Source organism: Candidatus Solirubrobacter pratensis (genome assembly GCF_000425945.1).
Lineage (GTDB): Bacteria > Actinomycetota > Thermoleophilia > Solirubrobacterales > Solirubrobacteraceae > Solirubrobacter > Solirubrobacter pratensis.
This window is the reverse complement of sequence record NZ_AUEK01000009.1, coordinates 279753-297108: the sequence shown is the minus strand read 5'-3', so window position 1 is coordinate 297108 and position 17356 is coordinate 279753. Positions and strand designations below refer to the sequence as shown.

Below are 17356 nucleotides of genomic sequence, written 5' to 3'. Positions count from 1 at the left end.
CCAACCCCTCCGTTCGGACCCCGCCCAAGCCTACCGGCCAGGCGGGGATCCTCACGCGTTACTGGCCGTCCGCGGGGGATCGGCGCCGAGGTCGGAGGAGCCGAAGCGCTCCGACGTGCCGGCCGACTCCTCGTCGCGCGGGTCGCGTGCGACGACGTGGCGCAGGTAGCGGTCCGTGACGCGCGCGCACTGGCGCCCCTCGTTGATCGCCCAGACGATCAGCGACTGGCCGCGGCGCGCGTCGCCGGCCGCGAACACGCCCTCGACCGACGTCGAGTACGCGCCCGCCTTGACGTTCCCGCGCTGGTCCTTGTCGACGCCGAGGCCCTCGAGCAGCGGCTGCTCCGGATGCAGGAAGCCCATCGCGAGCAGCACCAGGTCGACGGGGCGCGTCTCCTCGGTGCCGGGGATCGCGTCGAACGGCGGCTTGCCGGAGTTCTGGACCCAGTGCACCTGCTCGACCTTGCCGCCGCCATTTGACGAGAGTCGAGTCGTGGAGATCGCGAAGTCGCGCTCGCCGCCCTCCTTGAGCGCGTACGACGTCCGCAGCTTCACGGGCCAGCGCGGCCACGGCGTGAGGTCGTCCGGGCGGCGCGCGGGCGGCTCGCCGAGCAGCTCGATCTGCGTGACCGACGCGGCGCCCTCGCGGTGCGCGTGGCCCACGCAGTCGGCGCCGGTGTCGCCCCCGCCGATCACCAGCACGTGCTTGCCGGCCGCGCTGATCGGGTGCTCGGGCGGGGTGCCCTCGAGGACGCGCGCACGGTCGTAGAGGTAGTCCATCGCGTAGTGCACGCCGTCAAGCTCGCGGCCGGGCACGGGCAGGTCGCGCGGGACGCGCGAGCCGGTGGCGATGACCACGGCGTCGTGCTGCTCGCGCAGCTCCTGCGCCGAGATGTCGACGCCCACGTCGACGCCGTACCTGAACTCGACGCCCTCGGCGCGTAGCTGGTCCAGCCGCCGCTCGACGACCCACTTCTCGATCTTGAAGTGCGGCACGCCGAAGCGCACCAGCCCGCCGCCGGCCTCGTCGCGCTCGTACACCGTGACCGCGTGGCCCGCGCGGCGCAGCTGCTGCGCCGCGGCCAGGCCCGCGGGACCGGAGCCGACGACGGCGACGGTCATCCCGGTCTCGACCTCGGGGGGCTTCGGCACGACCCAGCCCTCGTCCCACGCGCGATTGATGATCGAGACCTCGATCTGCTTGATCGCGACCGCGTCGCCCTCGCGGATCTCCAGCACGCACGCCGCCTCGCACGGGGCGGGGCACAGCTTGCCGGTGAACTCGGGGAAGTTGTTCGTCGCGTGCAGCTGGTCGATCGCCTCGCGCCAGCGGTCGCGGTAGACGAGGTCGTTCCAGTCCGGGATCAGGTTGCCCAGCGGGCAGCCGTTGTGGCAGAACGGGACGCCGCACTCCATGCAGCGCGCACCCTGCTCGCGCAGGCCCTCGACGGGCAGCGTGCCCACGAACTCCTTGAAGTCGCGCGTGCGGGCGCGCGGGTCGCGCTCGGGCTGCTCGACGCGCGTGATCTCGAGGAAGCCGCCGACCTTGCCCATCAGGACTTGACCTCCTCGGCGGCCTGGGACACGAAGCCCTCGCCGCCGGTCGAGATCGCCGCTTCCGCCTCGGCCAGCTCGCGCAGCGCGCGCTTGTAGTCGTGCGGCATGACCTTCTTGAAGCGCGGCAGGTACTCGGCCCACTCGCGCAGGACGCGCGCGGCGACCGGCGACTGGGTGCGCAGGTGGTGCTCCTCGATCAGCTCGTACAGCTCGATCGCCTCGGACTCCGAGATCGCCTCGAACCCGACCAGGCCCATGTTGCAGCGCGACTCGAACGTTCCGTCCTCGTCGAGGACGTACGCGATGCCGCCGCTCATGCCGGCCGCGAAGTTGCGGCCGGTGCGGCCGAGGATCACGGCGCGGCCGCCGGTCATGTACTCGCAGCCATGGTCGCCGACGCCCTCGACGACGGCGCTCGCGCCGGAGTTGCGGACCGCGAAGCGCTCGCCGGCGAGCCCGCGGAAGAACGCGCGGCCCGCGGTCGCCCCGTAGAGCACCGTGTTGCCGATCACGACGTTCTCCTCGGCCTTGTACGCCGCCTCGTCCGGTGGGCGGACGGAGAGCACGCCGCCGGAGAGGCCCTTGCCGGTGTAGTCGTTAGCGTCGCCGATCAGCGTCAGCTCGACGCCGGGCGCGAGCCAGGCGCCGAACGACTGGCCGGCCGAGCCGCGCAGCGTGTAGCGGATCGTCTCCGGCGGCAGACCGGTGGCGCCGTGCACCTGCGTGACGGCGCTCGAGAGCAGCCCGCCGACGGTGCGGTTGACGTTGCGGATGGGGAAGTCGCCGGTGACCGGCATGCGGTGGTCGATCGCGTCGCGGGCGTGCTCGATCAGCTGCCAGTCGAGCGCCTGCGGCAGCGGCGAGTCCTGCGGGCGCACGCGCCGGCGCGGCGCCTCGTCGTCCACGTCCGGCGCGGTGAGCACGTGTGTGACGTCGATGCCCTTCGCCTTCCAGTGCTCGATCGCCTGGTCGGCCTCGAGCAGGTCGACGCGGCCGACGAGATCCTCGTAGCGCCGGATCCCCAGGCGGCGCATGATCTCGCGCACGTCCTCGGCGACGTAGTAGAAGAAGTTGACGACGTGCTCGGGCATGCCCTTGAAGCGCTTGCGCAGCTCCGGATCCTGCGTGGCGATGCCGACCGGGCACGTGTTCAGATGGCAGGCGCGCATCATGATGCAGCCGGTCGCGATCAGCGGGGCGGTGCTGAACCCGCACTCGTCGGCGCCGAGCAGGGCGGCGATCGCGACGTCGCGACCCGTCTTGAGCTGCCCGTCGGTCTGCACCCAGATGCGCGAGCGCAGGTCGTTGAGCACGAGCGTCTGCTGGGTCTCGGCGAGGCCGATCTCCCACGGCACGCCCGCCGCCTGGATCGAGCTCAGCGGCGACGCGCCGGTGCCGCCGTCGTGGCCGGCGATCAGCACGTGGTCGGCGTTCGCCTTCGCCACGCCCGCCGCGACCGTCCCCACGCCGACCTCGGACACCAGCTTCACGCTGATCCGCGCGCGGGGGTTCGCGCAGCGCAGGTCGTAGATCAGCTGCTTGAGGTCCTCGATCGAGTAGATGTCGTGGTGCGGCGGCGGCGAGATCAGGCCCACGCCCGGCGTCGTGAACCGGATCGAGCCGATGTAGCGGTCGACCTTGTGACCGGGCAGCTGGCCGCCCTCGCCGGGCTTGGCGCCCTGGGCCATCTTGATCTGCAGCTCGTCGGCGTTGACGAGGTAGTTGATGTTCACGCCGAAGCGGCCGGAGGCGACCTGCTTGATCGCCGAGCGGCGCAGATCGCCGTTCGGGTCGGGCGTGTAGCGGACCGGGTCCTCCCCGCCCTCGCCGGTGTTCGACTTGCCGCCGATCCGGTTCATCGCGATCGCCAGCGTCTCGTGCGCCTCGCGCGAGAGCGAGCCGAGCGACATCGCGCCGGTCGCGAAGCGCTTGACGACGTCGCTCACCGGCTCGATCTCCTCGAGCGGCAGCCACTGGTCCTCGGGCAGCTCGCGGAACCTCAGCAGCCCGCGGATCGTCGCGCGCCGCGCCGCATCCTCGTCGATGAGCTTGGAGTACTCGTCGTACGTCGGGCGCCCGCCGTGACGGACCGCGTGCTGGAGCAGCGCGATCGTCTCAGGGTTCCACATGTGGTGCTCGCCCTCGCGGCGCCACGCGTAGACGCCGCCGACCGGCAGGAGCTCGTCGGTGAGCACGCCGAAGCCGCGTGCGTGGCGCTCGAGCGTCTCGACGGCGAGGACGTCGGCGCCGATGCCGCCGATGCGGCTCGCGGTGCCCGTGAAGTAGCGGTCGATCAGCTCCGGCGCGAGGCCGACGGCCTCGAAGATCTGCGCCCCGTTGTAGGACTGGATCGTCGAGATGCCCATCTTGGAGATCGTCTTGAGCAGGCCCTTGGCGATGCCCTTGACGACGTTCCACTGCGCGGTCTCGAAGTCCTCGACACCCGGGACGCGGCCCTCTCCGACGAGCTGCTCGAGCGTCTCGAACATCAGGTACGGGTTGATCGCGCTGGCGCCGTAGCTGATCAGCGTCGCGAAGTGGTGCACCTCGCGCGGCTCGCCGGACTCGAGCACGAGCCCGGTCTGCAGGCGCGTGCCCTCGCGCACGAGATGGTGGTGCACCCCCGCGGTCGCCAGCAGCGCGGGGATGGCGACGCGCTCGGCGCAGGCCGCGCGGTCGGACAGGATGAGGATGTTGACGCCGGCGGCGAGCGCGTCGTCGGCCTCCGCGCAGACGCGCTCGAGCGCCGGGATCATCCCCGCCGGGCCGTCCGCGAGCGGCCACGTGATGTCCAGCGTGCGCGAGGAGAAGATCGACGAGTCGACGTGCCGCAGCTTCTGCAGCTCGCGGTTGAAGAGGATCGGCGTGCGCATCGAGAGCTGGTGCGCGTGCGCGGGCGACTCGTCGAGCAGGTTGCCCTCCGAGCCGACGCCGGTGCCGTAGCTCATCACGACCGCTTCGCGGATCGGGTCGATCGGCGGGTTGGTGACCTGAGCGAAGAGCTGCTTGAAGTAGTTGTAGAGCGGCGGCTGGCGGTCCGACAGGACGGCGAGGGCGGCGTCGTTGCCCATCGAGCCGATCGGCTCCTCGGCGTTGGCCGCGGTCGGCGCGAGCAGGACGCGCAGGTCCTCCTGCGTGAAGCCGAACGCGAGCTGGCGCTGGTGCAGCGGATCCACCGGCGCGTCGAGCTCGGGCGCCTCGGGGAGGTCGGCGAGGTGGACGATGCCGTCCTCGAACCACTGCCCGTACGGCCGGGCGCCCGCCACCTCGCGCTTGACCTCGCCGTCGTCGACGATCCGGCCGCGCTCGAGGTCGACGAGGAAGAGCTTGCCGGGCTGCAGCCGGCCCTTGCGCTTGACCTGGTCGGCGGGCACGTCCATCACGCCGGTCTCCGAGCCGAGCACGACCCACCCGTCGGTGGTCTCCAGCCAGCGCCCGGGACGCAGGCCGTTGCGGTCCAGCGTCGCCCCGATCACGCGGCCGTCGGTGAACGCGACCGCGGCGGGGCCGTCCCACGGCTCCATCAGGCACGAGTGGAAGGCGTAGAAGCCCTTGAGGTCCTCGGGGATGTCGTCCCGGTCCTCGTAGGCCTCCGGGATCATCATCATCACCGCGTGCGGGAGGCTGCGGCCGGCCAGCACGAGCAGCTCGAGCACGTTGTCGAACGTCGCGGAGTCGCTGCCGCCGGGGCGCACGACCGGCAGGACCTTCTGCAGGTCCTCGCCGAAGAGCTCGCTCGCGAGCTGCGACTCGCGCGCCCGCATCCAGTTGATGTTCCCGCGCACGGTGTTGATCTCGCCGTTGTGGGCGATCATCCGGTACGGGTGCGCGAGCTCCCAACTCGGGAAGGTGTTGGTGCTGAACCGCGAGTGGACCAGCGCCATCGCCGTCTTGGTCCGCGGGTCCTGCAGGTCGGGGTAGTAGCCCAGCAGCTGCGGGCTGGTGAGCATGCCCTTGTAGACGATCGTGCGGCTGGAGAACGACGGGATCACCAGCTCCGGGCCGGCGGCGATCTCGGCCACGCGGCGGATCACGTAGAGCTTGCGCTCGAAGGCGTCCTGGTCGGCGGCCAGCTCGTCCGACGCCGCGACCACCAGCTGCTTGACGTACGGCGCGTAGAGGTTGGCGGTGATGCCGACGTAGTCCTTGTCGACCGGCACGTCGCGCCAGCCGACGACGCGCTGGCCCTCGGCCTCGACGGCGTCGGTGAGCAGCCGCTCGAGCTCGGCGCGGCGCTCGTGCTCGCGCGGGAGGAAGCAGACGCAGACGCCGTAGGCGCCCGGCGGCGGGAGGTCCTCGCTCAGGACCCCGCGCAGGAACTCGTCGGGAAGCTGCAGCAGCATCCCCGCGCCGTCGCCCGTGTTGGGATCGGCGCCGGCCGCCCCCCGGTGCTCGAGGTTCTCGAGCGCGACGATCGCGCGCCGCACCGTCTCATGGCTGGGCAGCCCGTCGAGCTTGGCGACCATCGCGACGCCACAGGCGTCGTGCTCGTAGGACGGGTCGTAGAGGCCGATCCGGCCGCTTGGGCGTGCAGGCATAGGCAAGCGAGAGGGGAAGGATTGGGAATTTCGCCCTCCGGTCACCGGTGTGCGCCAACGGTCGGGCGCATACCGGCGCCTCGTCGCCGGCGACCTCCGTGCGAAGTTACGGAGATCGGGAGGGAAGCAAAACGGTAGCAATGGGCCGGGCGGAGCCCAAATCGCCGACCGTCGAGGTCGTTCGCCGAACGCAGCGGTCAGGGGGTCGAAGCCGCCTCCTCACGCAACGATGTTGCGTCGTAGAGGTTGGCGATGCCGTGCGCGAGCTCCGGCCAGGCGAACCGCTCGGTGACGTCCGCGCGGGCCGCGGCGCCGCGCCGCAGGCGCTCCGTGGGCCGGTTGACGACCTCGACGAGCGCGTTGGCGAGCCCCGTGACGTCGTCGGGCTCGACCAGCCAGCCGGTCTCGCCGTGGGTGACGATCTCGGCCGGGCCGTAGGCGTCGACGGCGATCGCGGGCAGGCCGCACGCCATCCCCTCCACGAGCGACTGGCCGAACTGCTCGCGCACGGACGGCAGCACGATCGCGGCGGACGCGCAGAAGATGTCCGGCAGCTCGTGGTGCTCGCGCCATCCGGTCAGGTGGACGTCGGCGACGCCGAGCCGGCGGATCGCCGCCAGCGGGTGCTCGCCCTCGAACTCGTCCGGGAAGCCGCCGGCGAGCACGAGCGGGGCCCGGCAGATGAATCCCGTGCGGGCGCGCGCGTATGCCTCGATCAGCAGCGGGACGCGCTTGACCTCCGTGAAGCGGCCGACGTAGAGCAGCACCGGATCGTCCCCCGGCGCCGGGCCCGGCACGTTGCGCCGCCAGACGTCGGCGCGGTCGACGGCGCGCGGGTAGAAGAGCTCGGGATCGAAGCCGTTGGGCACGATCGCGAAGCGCTCCGGCTCGATCCCCAGCAGGCGCTCGGCGCGCTCGATCTGGCTGTGGGTGGGGAGGATCAGGCGCTCGCACGCGGCGGCCCAGCCGCGCATCCGTGCGGCCCACGCCTCGCCGTACGGCCAGCGGCGCGGGTCGCGCTCGATCGCCTCGAGCATCAGCAGCTCGGTCCCGTGCAGGTGGCCGAGCACCGGCACGCCCGGCGCCGCGCGTCCGGCGGCCTCGTTGAGGGGCGTGAGATGGTGCAGGTGCAGGATGTCGGCATCCGCGGCGCCCGCGGACTGGAGCGCGCGCGCCCAGCCGGCCGCCAGCTCCTCGGCCTCGGCGTCGCAGAGCGACGCGAAGATGCGGCCCGGGTGGTCCTCGTAGGAGATGTCGGCCATCTCGACCGGGCGGACGTCGAGGCCGGCGTAGAAGCGCGCGGCGTCGCCGTGCGGGCGGCGCGAGCCGGAGAGCACGGTGACGTCCCAGCCGGCGGCCGGGAGCGCCATCGCGAGGTTGCGCGCGACGTGCGCGGAGCCGCCGCGCGGGAAGAAGAACAGGCCCATAAGGGCCCGCGGCCGGTGGGGGTCGATCGTTGCCAGGATGTGAACATACCCGTCGCGGGTGTCTCATCATTCAATGCCGTGAGCGGTCATGATCACCACCACGGGCCGGGGCACTCGCACGCGCCCGCGGACGCGAGCGCGCGCCGGCTGGCGATCGCGCTGGGGCTGCTGCTGGGGCTGATGGCCGTCGAGGTGGCGGCCGGCATCGTCGCCTCCTCGCTGGCGCTGCTCTCCGACGCCGCGCACATGCTCACCGACGCGGGCGCGCTCGCGCTGGCGCTGGTCGCGATCCGGCTCTCCCGGCGGCCGGCCAAGGGCGCGATGACCTACGGCCTGCGGCGCTCGGAGATCCTCTCGGCCCAGTTCAACGGCGCGACCCTGCTCGTGCTCGGGCTGCTGATCGTGGTCGAGGGGGTGCGGCGGCTGGTCGAGCCGCCCTCGGTGCAGGGCGGCCTCGTGCTGGTCGTCGCCCTGGCGGGGGTCGTCGTCAACCTCGCCGCCACCGCCGTCCTGCATGGTGCGGACCGGACGTCGCTGAACGTCGAGGGCGCGTTCCAGCACGTGCTGACCGACCTCGTCGCCTTCATCGCGACCGCGGTCGCGGGCCTGGTCATCCTCGTCACCGGCTTCGACCGCGCCGACGGCATCGCCTCGCTGTTCGTCGCGGCGGTCATGCTGCGCGCCGCCTGGTCGCTGCTGCGCGACTCCGGGCGGATCTTCCTCGAGGCGGCGCCGCGCGGGGTCGACGTGGACGCGATCGGCAACGCGATGGTCGCCGAGCCGGGCGTGACCGAGGTCCACGACCTGCACGTCTGGGAGGTCACCTCGGGCTTCGTCGCGCTCTCCGCCCACGTGCGCGTCGGCCAGGACAACGACTGCCACGCCGCCCGCCGCTCGCTCGAGCGGCTGCTCCACGACCGCTACGACATCGAGCACACGACCCTCCAGGTCGACCACGAGGGCGGCGACCTGCTCCAGATCGACGTCGGGAACCAGACCGGATAGCGCCCTTCGTGGCGGTCAGGGCGCGCGGCGGGGGCGCAGGCGTGCGGCGTGCCGCGGTCTTCGCGTGGCCCGCACTTCCGGGGCCACGAACTGCGCTGGTAAAGGGCGCGGGTCACTTTGCCCGCGTGGCTCGCGAGGGCCGGGATGATCGTTTTTCGGCGATGCCGTTTGGGGTGTGCCCTACGACCCTTCGAATAGTTCGAAGGTTCGTGAGGCACCCCGGAATCCGTGCGCGCGGATGGGCGTTCGTGCGCGATCGCGCCTCCGGCGATGATCGCTCGTGATCGCAAGTCCGGCAGGCGAGACAATCCTGCATCCCCTCACCCGCGCAGTCCCCGATCCCCGGAGTGGCCGCGGGTCTCGGCGCGCCTGCCCGCGGGCGCCGGGATGATCGCCTGGGGCGCGCCACTGGCCGCGCCACTGCGCGATCGCGCCGCCCCGCCGCAGCGGGCCTCCGTGATAGCTTCATTGGCCGGATGGTCCGGCCAATCGAGGCAGCCGGTTTCGGCACGTTCGCGCGGGATGCGCTTCCCGATCAGATCGCCGCGCGCGTGATCGGGTTGATCACCGAGCGCCGGCTCAAGCCCGGCGACCGGCTGCCGCCGGAGCGCGAGCTGGCGCAGTCGATGGGCGTGTCGCGCTCCTCCCTGCGCGAGGCGCTGCGGGCGCTCTCGCTGCTCGGCGTGACCGAGATGCGCCAGGGCGACGGCACGTACCTGACGGCGCTCGACCCCGATGCGCTGATGCGCCCGTTCGGCCTCGTCCTGAAGCTCTCCGACGGTCAGCTGAAGGCGCTCTTCGAGGCGCGCCGGGTGATCGAGCCGGGCCTCGCCGCGCTGGCCGCCGAGCGGGTCGACGGGGAGACGCTCGCGGCGCTGCACCGCTGCGTCGGCGACTCCGCCGCGGCGCTCGGCGACGACGAGGCGTTCATGCGCGCCGACCTCCAGCTCCACGGCCTGATCGCCCAGGCCGCGTCGAACTCGATCCTCTCGCGCGTGATCGAGTCGATCGGCGGGATGGGCGTCGCCAGCCGCCGCCGGACCAACAGCCTTCCCGGCGTGCAGGAGCAGACGGTCGACGACCACCGGGCGATCGTCGCCGCGCTCGAGGCGCGCGACCCCCCGGCCGCCGCCGCCGCGATGCTGCATCACCTGGAGAACGTGGAGCGCCGGAGTCCCGCCGGCGAGTCGTAAGGGTCCGAACGAGGAGGAGAGAGACGTGTCGTTGGCCGTGCACACGCCGGATTCCGTACCGGGGGTCCTCGCCGCGCTGAGCGAGGGCGGCCTGGTGATCGCGGGCGGCACCCACGTCATGCCGCGGTTGAACACCGAGCCGAGCGACGTGGAGTCGCTCGTCAGCCTGCGCCGCGCCGGGCTGGCAGGCGTCGCGATCGTCGACGGGATCGCGCGCGTCGGCGCGGCGACCACGCTCGCGCAGCTCGGCCGCGAGCCCGAGCTCGGGTTCCTGCGCGGCGCGCTCGAGGCGATCGCCTCCCCCACGATCCGCAACATGGCGACGGTCGGCGGCAACCTGTTCGTCGGGCAGCCCTACGGCGACCTCGCGGTCTGCCTGCTCGCGCTCGACGCCGAGGTCCACGTCGCCGGCGAGAACGAGCGCACGATCGAGGTCGGCGAGCCGATCGCGCCCGGCGAGCTGGTCACGGCCGTCACCTTCGAGCTTCCCGGCGCGGCCAACTGGCGCTTCACCAAGGCGATGCGGCGACGGTTGAACTCCGCGTCGATCGTCACCGTCGCCGCCGTCGTCAAGCCCGGCGACGTGCGCATCGCGCTCGGCGGCGTCGCGCCGCGCCCCGTCCGCGCCCGCGCCGCCGAGGCGCTTTTGACCGGCAAGCCGCTCGACCGCGAGCACGTCGAGGCCGCCGCCAAGGCGGCGGTCCAGGACGCCGAGCCCTTCACCGACGCGTACGCGAGCGCCTGGTACCGCGAGCGCGTCCTGCCCGTCCACGTCCGCCGGGCGCTGCTCGGAGAGGAGGCCTGAGCGATGCGATCGCGCGTCATCGAGCTGAACGTCAACGAGGAGCCGCAAGAGTTCCTGGTCCCGCCGGGCACGACCCTGCTCGGCGCCCTGCGCGACCACCTCGGCCTGACCGCCGCCAAGCGCGGCTGCGCCCAGGGCACGTGCGGGACCTGCACCTGCCTGCTCGACGGCGAGGCGGTGATGAGCTGCCTCGTGCCGGTCGAGACCGTCCAGGGCGCCGAGGTCAAGACGCTCGAAGGCGTCACGCGGCCCGACGGCTCGCTCGACGAGATCCAGGCCGCGTTCGTGGAGAACTTCGCCACCCAGTGCGGCTTCTGCACCTCGGGCATGATCATGGCCGCCGAGGCGCTGCTCGCCACCAACCCCGACCCGAGCCGCGAGGACGCGGTCCGCGCGATCTCCGGCAACGTCTGCCGCTGCACCGGCTACGAGAGCATCGTCACCGCGATCCTCGACGCCGCCAGGCGCCGCGCGGCCGTGGTGGCGTCATGAGGATCGACACCTCCTACTTCGAGGCCGAGCGCGACAACCACCTCAACGTGGTCGGCCGGACCGTCCCGCGCGCCGACGCGCTCGGCCACGTGACCGGCCGCACCGAGTTCTTCGAGGACACGCCGGTCACCGGCCTGCTGCACCTGAAGATGCACCGCTCGGACCGCCACCACGCGCTGATCAAGGGCATCGGCACCTCGGCGGCGCTCCAGGTCCCGGGCGTCGTGAAGGTGCTCACGCACGCCGACGTCCCGAACAACTGGTACACGATCCTGCGCCTGATCGGGGTCGAGCCCAACGACGAGCCCGTCCTTCCCGAAGACCGCGTGCTGTTCAAGGGCGAGCAGATCGCGGCCGTCGTGGCGACCAGCGAGGAGGCGGCCCGCAAGGGCGCCGCCGCGATCACGGCCGACTACGAGGACCTCCCCGCCGTGCTCGACGTCGAGGAGGCGCTCGAGCCCGGCACGATCGCGATCAAGCCGCACGGCACCAACCACTTCGTCTACGAGGGCCACCACTGCCGGCGGATCCGCTTCGGCGACGTCGAGGCCGCCTTCGCGCAGGCCGACCACGTCTTCGAGTGGCGCTACGAGTCGGCGCCGATCGAGCACGCGCCCACCGAGACGACGGGCTGCATCGTCGTCCCCCAGGGCGACGGGCGGCTGAAGATCCACTCCGACACGCAGGCGTGCTTCTTCACGCTCGACAACGCGGCGCTGATCCTCGGCACCCCGTTCAACCAGCTGCGCGTGATCGGCGGCACCGTCGGCGGCGGCTTCGGCGGCAAGGTCGACGTGATCGTCGAGCCGATCGCCTGCATCGCGGCGATGCAGACCAACAAGCCGGTCAAGTACGTCTACGACCGCTACGAGGAGATGCAGGTCTCGTCCCCGCGCGCGGCAGAGCGCATCTACATCAAGGACGGCGTGATGGACGACGGACGGATCGTCGCGCGCCAGGTCCGCCTGTACGTCGACGCCGGCGCCTACTCGCGGCACAGCCCGTACGGGACGACCAAGGCGGCGGCGCATCTGCCCGGGCCGTACAACATCCCGAACGTGCACGCCGACGCCCACTGTGTCTACACGAACCGCACGCCGTCGAGCGCGATGCGCGGCTTCGGCGTGACGATCGCCGACTTCGCGCTGGAGTCGCAGATGGACCGGATCGCGCGGGCGCTCGACATCGACCCGCTCGAGCTGCGGCTCAAGAACGCCTACCGGGACGGCGACATGAAGGCGCACCGCAAGGTCGCCGAAGGCACGGCGCTGATCGAGGTGATCCAGCGCGCGGCCGAGCTGGCCGGGCACGAGCTGGGAGCCGAGTACCGCACGCTGACGTCGACGACGCCGAGGGAGAGCTGACATGGCCAAGCGGCGCGGACGCGGGTTCGCCTCCGTCAACTACCCGACCGGCATGAACCTGGGCGGCGACCCCTCCCAGGCGCTGATCCACTCGACGACGACCGGCACCTTCGTCATCACGCTCTCCAGCGTCGACCTCGGCCAGGGCATCAAGACGGTCGCGATGCAGTGCGCCGCCGAGGCGCTCGGGCTCCCGATCGAGAACGTGATGGTCGAGACCGCCGACACCGACACCGGCCCGCACTGCATGGGCACGTTCGCCAGCCGCGGGACCCACCGCGTCGGCAACGCGGTCGTGATGGCCGCGCTCGAGGCGCGCGAGGTGATGCTGCAGGTCGCCGCCGACGAGCTGGAGGTCGACGCCGAGGACCTCGAGACCGACGGCACCGGCTTCATCAAGCTCAAGGGCTCCGATGAGAAGAAGATCCACATCACGGATCTCGCGCTCGCCGCGCACTTCAAGCAGGGGCGCACGATCTCGGGCCGCGGCATCTTCCTCAAAGAGAAGAACGACCCGGTGCCCGAGACGGGCGAGATGGACCCGGACTCCTGCCAGGCGCACGCGTGCACGGTCGCCGAGGTGGAGGTCGACGACGAGACCGGCGTCGTCGAGGTGCTGCGGATGTACAACGTCTACGAGGTCGGCCGCGCGATCAACCCCGCGATGGCGACCCAGCAGATCGAGGGCGGCGCGTGGATGGGCATCTCGCACGCGCTGTTCGAGACGACCGAGCCCTACTACCCGGCGCGCGACCATGGCCCGAAGGACTTCAGCGAGTACCTGATGCCCGGGCCGGCCGACACGCCGCCGATGGAGAGCGTGATCATCGAGCGGCCCGCGTCCAACGGCCCGTACGGCGCGAAGGGCATCGGCGAGATGACCGCCAACGCCCCGATCCCGGCGATCGCCAACGCGATCTACGACGCGTGCGGCGTGCGGCTGGAGCAGATGCCGTTCACCCCCGAGCGCGTGCTGCGCGGACTGGACTCCCTGGCCTCGTGACGGATCCGGTCGCGGAGCTCGGAGAGCAGTTCGCGCGCGAGCGGTACTTCGCCGACGAGGGGCTGCTCACCGCGGTCCATCTGGCGCTCGTCCTCGGCCGGCCCTTAGCGCTGGAGGGAGAGCCCGGCGTCGGCAAGACCGAGGTCGCGAAGGTGCTCGCGCGCGTGCTGGGGCGCGAGCTGGTGCGGCTGCAGTGCTACGAGGGGCTCGACGCCGCGCAGGCGCTGTACGAGTGGGACTACCCGCGCCAGCTGCTGCACGTGCGGGCGGCGGAGGCGGAGGGCCGCGCGGTCGGCGCGCTCTACGACGAGTCGTTCCTGCTCGAGCGGCCGCTGCTGCGCGCCGTCCGGGCCGCGGCCGGCGTCGTGCTCCTGATCGACGAGATCGATCGCGCCGACAGCGAGTTCGAGGCGTTCCTGCTCGAGTTCCTGAGCGACTTCCAGATCACGATCCCGGAGCTGGGGACGGTGGGCGCGGCCGTGCCGCCGGTGGTGGTCATGACGTCCAACCGGACGCGCGAGCTGCACGACGCGCTCAAGCGCCGCTGCCTGTACCACTGGATCCCGTTCCCGGACCGCGATCGCGAGCGGCGGATCGTACGGGCGCGCGCGCCCGGGCTGGACGAGGCGGCGGCGTCCGCGCTGGTGGACGCCGTGACCGGCGCACGCGGGCTGCGGCTGCTCAAGCGGCCGGGGATCGCGGAGTCGATCGAGTGGGCGCAGGGCGCGCACGTGCTCGCGGAGGAGGGCGCGGCGTGGCCCGACGCGCTGCGCCGCGCGCTCGGGCTGCTGCTGAAAGAGCAGGACGACGTGGAGACGGCGCTGGCCAACGCCGAGCTGCTGGGGCTCACGTGAGCGGCACGGCGGAGCGCGCGGCCGCCGCGCACCTGCACGGATTCGTGGACGCGCTCTGCCATGCGGGCCTGCCCGTCGATCCCGCGCGGCGGATGACCTTCCTGCGCGCGGTCGCGGACGCGACGCCGCGCGACATCACGCGGCTGTTCTGGACCGCTCGCGTCACGCTCGTCTCGCGCGTGCAGGACCTCGCCGCGTTCGACGCCGTCTTCGACGCGTGGTTCCGCGGCGGCGAGCCGCCGGTCGCCGCCGTCGCACCCGAGGACAACTCCCAGACCGCGGCGCCCGAGCCGTCCGCCGAGGGCGAGCTGGAGGCGATGCGGTTCTCCGAGGGGAGCGGACGCGACGCGTCGCACATCGACCTCCGCCGCCGGCCGGCCTTCCGGCGCACGGCCTCCGACGAGCGCCGGATGCTGCACGCGCTCCGCCGCGCGCTCGAGTCGGTGCTGCCGACCATCGACTCCCGCCGCAGGAAGGCGTCCAAGCGCGGACAGCTCGACCTCCGCCGCACGCTGCGCCGCGCCACCGCCGGCGAGGTCGGTTCGCTCGCGTATCGCCGGCGGCCGCCGCGCGCGCGGCCGGTCCTGCTCCTGATCGACGTCTCCGGCTCGCTGAAGGCCCACTCGCCCGACATGCTGCGGTTCGCCCACGCCGTGCTCGCCACGGCGCCGCGCGGCGAGGCGTTCACGTTCGGCACGCACCTCACGCGCGTGACGAAGCAGTTGCGCCACCGCGACGTCGACCAGGCGCTCGCGCGGCTCTCCGAGCGGGTTCTGGACGCCGACGGCGGCACCCGCATCGGCGCCGCGCTCACCCAGCTGCTCGGCGACGGCCGCAGCCTCGCCCGCGCCCGCGGCGCCGTGATCGTCGTTCTGTCGGACGGCCTCGAGCGCGGCGACCCGACGGAGATGGCACAGGCCGTGCGGCGCCTCTCCCGGCTCGGCCACCGCCTGATCTGGTGGACGCCGCTGGGGCGCGATCCCGCGTACCGGCCGGTCACCCGCGCGATGGCGGCGATCCTGCCCGAACTGGATCACCTGGCCGGCGCGTACGACCTCCAGACCCTGCACCAGGAGGTGCTCACGATCCCCGCGATCTGTGCCCGGCCGCGACGGACCGTGATGCCGCGATGATCGTCGACGCCCACCACCACATCTGGCGCCGGGCGGACGTCGCGTGGCTCAACGGTCCGATGCTGCCGCGCATCTTCGGCCCGTACGAGCCGATCCGGCGCGACTACCTCGCGCGGGAGTACGCCGCGCAGGCGACGCAGGCCGGCATCGGCCACTCCGTCTACGTGCAGGCCAACTGGCCGCTCGAGCGCTCGCTCGACGAGGTCCGCTGGGTCCAGTCCCAGCACGACGAGACCGGCTGGCCGCACGCGATCGTCGGCTCCGCCGACCTGTTCAGCCCGGACGCGGTCCGCACGCTCGAGGCCCAGGCCGAGGCGAGCCCGCTGATGCGCGGCACGCGCCTGCAGCTGCACTGGCACGAGAACGAGCAGTACCGCTACGCGTCCGGCCCCGACCGCATGCACGACCCGGTCTTCCGCGGGAACGTCGCGCGCCTCGCGGACCTCGGCTGGGTCTTCGAGCTGCAGGTCTTCGCGCCCCAGTTCGCCGACGCGGCCGAGCTCGTCGCCGACCACCCCGACGTGACGTTCGTGCTCATCCACGCCGGAATGCCGGAGGGCGACCTCGACGCGTGGCGGGAGGCGCTCGCGACCCACCTGGCGCCGCTGGACAACCTCGCGCTCAAGCTCAGCGGCCAGGGAACGTTCGTCCACCGCGTCGATCCCGAGCTGATCGGGCTCGTCGCGCGCACCAGCCTCGAGTTGTTCGGCCCCGACCGCTGCATGTTCGGCTCCAACTTCCCGATCGAGAGCCTCTGGACGGACCTCGGCACGCTCGTCGACGCATGGCGCGCGGTCCTGCCGGAGCAGGCGCTCTCCCACACCGCACGCCGCATCTACCGACTAGGAGCACCCTGATGGCCTACACCGTGTCCGTGACGTGGATCGCCAAGCAAGGCGAGGAGGAGGCGGTCGAGGCCGCCTTGAAGGCGCTCGTCGAGCCCTCGCGCGCCGAGCCGGGCGTCCTCGTCTACATCCCCCACCGCGATCCCGAGGACCCGCGGAAGTTCTACATCTTCGAGCAGTACGCGGACGAGGCCGCCTACACGGCGCACACCGAGACCGAGCACTTCAAGACCCTCGGCTTCGGCGACGCCATCCCGCGCCTGGAGGACCGCAAGCGCGAGTTCTACGAGCCGCTGGTGTAGCTGCCTAGCGCGGGACGAAGAGCAGGGCGGTCGACACCGGCCGGCCGCCCGGCTCGGGCTCGTCATACGCCTTGCGGGGGCGGTTGCGCAGCCGCCCGCCGGAGACGAGCGAGGTCGAGCCGCCGCCGTCGAGGTTGAGCGCCGTGTCGGAGCCGAGCGCGGCCATCAGCGCCGCCAGCTCCTCGAGCGTCAGGCCGGCGTCGTGCCGCGAGCGCCCGTCGCACGCGACCGCGAAGTAGCGCTCGCCGGAGAGCCCGAGCGCGGCGCGCGGGTGGCGGCCCGCGGTGATGTCGGAGTCGAACTGACGGCTGCCGGCCGAGAAGCCCTCGGCGTCGCGCTCGCGCCGGAACACCGGCACGCCGCCGCGGACGAGCAGCGGGCCGGCCTGCAGGAGATCGCCGCGCGGCGCCTCGGGCAGCGCGTCGCGCCCGGCGATGCGCGCCGTCCCGCCCTGCACGTGCACGCAGGCGCGCACCCCGGCCCACGGCGCGTCGAACGGCACGTGCCGGCGCGCCACGCCGCGCGTGCGCACCTCGCCCAGCGGCAGGCCCTCGGGCCGCACGAAGAAGCCGCCGACGAGCGCCTCCTCCACCCCGCGCTGCTCGCACCAGGGCTCCAGTCGCGCCTGGCCGCGGAGCACGGCGACGCGAATCTCGGTGCGCGCCGCGTCATGCGCGGCGATGTGCACGGTGGTCTTCGACCCGTCGAGCAGCTCCAGCCGGATGCGCCGGGCCCGCCCCGCCGGCGGGGGGCGGAGCAACTCGCGTCTTGCGAACGCCATCACCCCGAGGATGGTCCGGGGTGCGGCGGCGGATGTGAACAGACCGTTGGCATAGGT

Annotated in this window: 14 protein-coding genes; 10 read left to right on the top strand and 4 right to left on the bottom strand. The window is 72.6% G+C overall.

Going from position 1 to position 17356, the window contains the following annotated elements; all coding sequences use genetic code 11:
- Nucleotides 1–51: 51 nt before the first annotated feature.
- The 3 genes from H958_RS37460 to H958_RS37450 all read right to left on the bottom strand — a co-directional run bounded on the left by H958_RS37460 (nt 52) and on the right by H958_RS37450 (nt 7522).
- Nucleotides 52–1554 carry a glutamate synthase subunit beta gene (locus H958_RS37460; protein WP_081685899.1) on the bottom strand — a complete coding sequence of 501 codons (1503 nt, stop codon included), beginning with the start codon at nt 1552–1554 and terminating at the stop codon, nt 52–54.
- Nucleotides 1554–6095, bottom strand: coding sequence for a glutamate synthase large subunit (gltB, locus tag H958_RS37455; protein WP_037410149.1), 4542 nt, complete (start codon nt 6093–6095; stop codon nt 1554–1556). The genes H958_RS37460 and gltB overlap by 1 nt, the downstream gene beginning before the upstream one ends.
- 197 nt (nt 6096–6292) lie before the next feature.
- Complete coding sequence (locus H958_RS37450; RefSeq protein WP_037410148.1) at nt 6293–7522, bottom strand: glycosyltransferase family 4 protein; 1230 nt, start codon at nt 7520–7522, stop codon at nt 6293–6295.
- A gap of 78 nt (nt 7523–7600) precedes the next feature.
- Here H958_RS37450 and H958_RS37445 point away from each other — a divergent pair, with 78 nt between their 5' ends.
- The 10 genes from H958_RS37445 to H958_RS0114785 all read left to right on the top strand — a co-directional run bounded on the left by H958_RS37445 (nt 7601) and on the right by H958_RS0114785 (nt 16518).
- Entirely contained in the window at nt 7601–8527 is a 927-nt protein-coding gene (locus H958_RS37445) for a cation diffusion facilitator family transporter (RefSeq protein WP_051324271.1), read from the top strand.
- Nucleotides 8528–9003: 476 nt separating this feature from the next.
- A complete protein-coding gene (locus H958_RS0114825) occupies nt 9004–9720 on the top strand; it encodes a FadR/GntR family transcriptional regulator (RefSeq protein ID WP_051324270.1) in 717 nt (238 codons plus the stop codon).
- 25 nt (nt 9721–9745) lie between these two features.
- Entirely contained in the window at nt 9746–10525 is a 780-nt protein-coding gene (locus tag H958_RS0114820) for an FAD binding domain-containing protein (protein WP_028059247.1), read from the top strand.
- A 3-nt stretch (nt 10526–10528) separates the two neighbouring features.
- Nucleotides 10529–11017, top strand: coding sequence for a (2Fe-2S)-binding protein (locus H958_RS0114815; RefSeq protein WP_028059246.1), 489 nt, complete (start codon nt 10529–10531; stop codon nt 11015–11017).
- Nucleotides 11014–12381 carry a xanthine dehydrogenase family protein molybdopterin-binding subunit gene (locus tag H958_RS48710; RefSeq protein WP_028059245.1) on the top strand — a complete coding sequence of 456 codons (1368 nt, stop codon included), beginning with the start codon at nt 11014–11016 and terminating at the stop codon, nt 12379–12381. Before H958_RS0114815 ends, H958_RS48710 begins: the two co-directional genes overlap by 4 nt.
- 1 nt (nt 12382) lies before the next feature.
- Nucleotides 12383–13384, top strand: coding sequence for a xanthine dehydrogenase family protein molybdopterin-binding subunit (locus tag H958_RS48705; RefSeq protein WP_028059244.1), 1002 nt, complete (start codon nt 12383–12385; stop codon nt 13382–13384).
- Nucleotides 13381–14238 carry an AAA family ATPase gene (locus H958_RS0114800; RefSeq protein ID WP_028059243.1) on the top strand — a complete coding sequence of 286 codons (858 nt, stop codon included), beginning with the start codon at nt 13381–13383 and terminating at the stop codon, nt 14236–14238. Before H958_RS48705 ends, H958_RS0114800 begins: the two co-directional genes overlap by 4 nt.
- Complete coding sequence (locus tag H958_RS37440; protein ID WP_051324267.1) at nt 14235–15371, top strand: vWA domain-containing protein; 1137 nt, start codon at nt 14235–14237, stop codon at nt 15369–15371. The genes H958_RS0114800 and H958_RS37440 overlap by 4 nt, the downstream gene beginning before the upstream one ends.
- Entirely contained in the window at nt 15368–16228 is an 861-nt protein-coding gene (locus H958_RS0114790; protein WP_028059242.1) for an amidohydrolase family protein, read from the top strand. The genes H958_RS37440 and H958_RS0114790 overlap by 4 nt, the downstream gene beginning before the upstream one ends.
- Nucleotides 16228–16518 (top strand): putative quinol monooxygenase, encoded by a 291-nt coding sequence (locus H958_RS0114785; protein WP_028059241.1) that lies wholly within the window; start codon nt 16228–16230, stop codon nt 16516–16518. The genes H958_RS0114790 and H958_RS0114785 overlap by 1 nt, the downstream gene beginning before the upstream one ends.
- 4 nt (nt 16519–16522) lie before the next feature.
- On the opposite strand, the gene H958_RS37435 is transcribed toward H958_RS0114785, so the two are convergent.
- Complete coding sequence (locus tag H958_RS37435) at nt 16523–17299, bottom strand: phosphodiester glycosidase family protein (protein ID WP_156027994.1); 777 nt, start codon at nt 17297–17299, stop codon at nt 16523–16525.
- Nucleotides 17300–17356 lie beyond the last annotated feature (57 nt).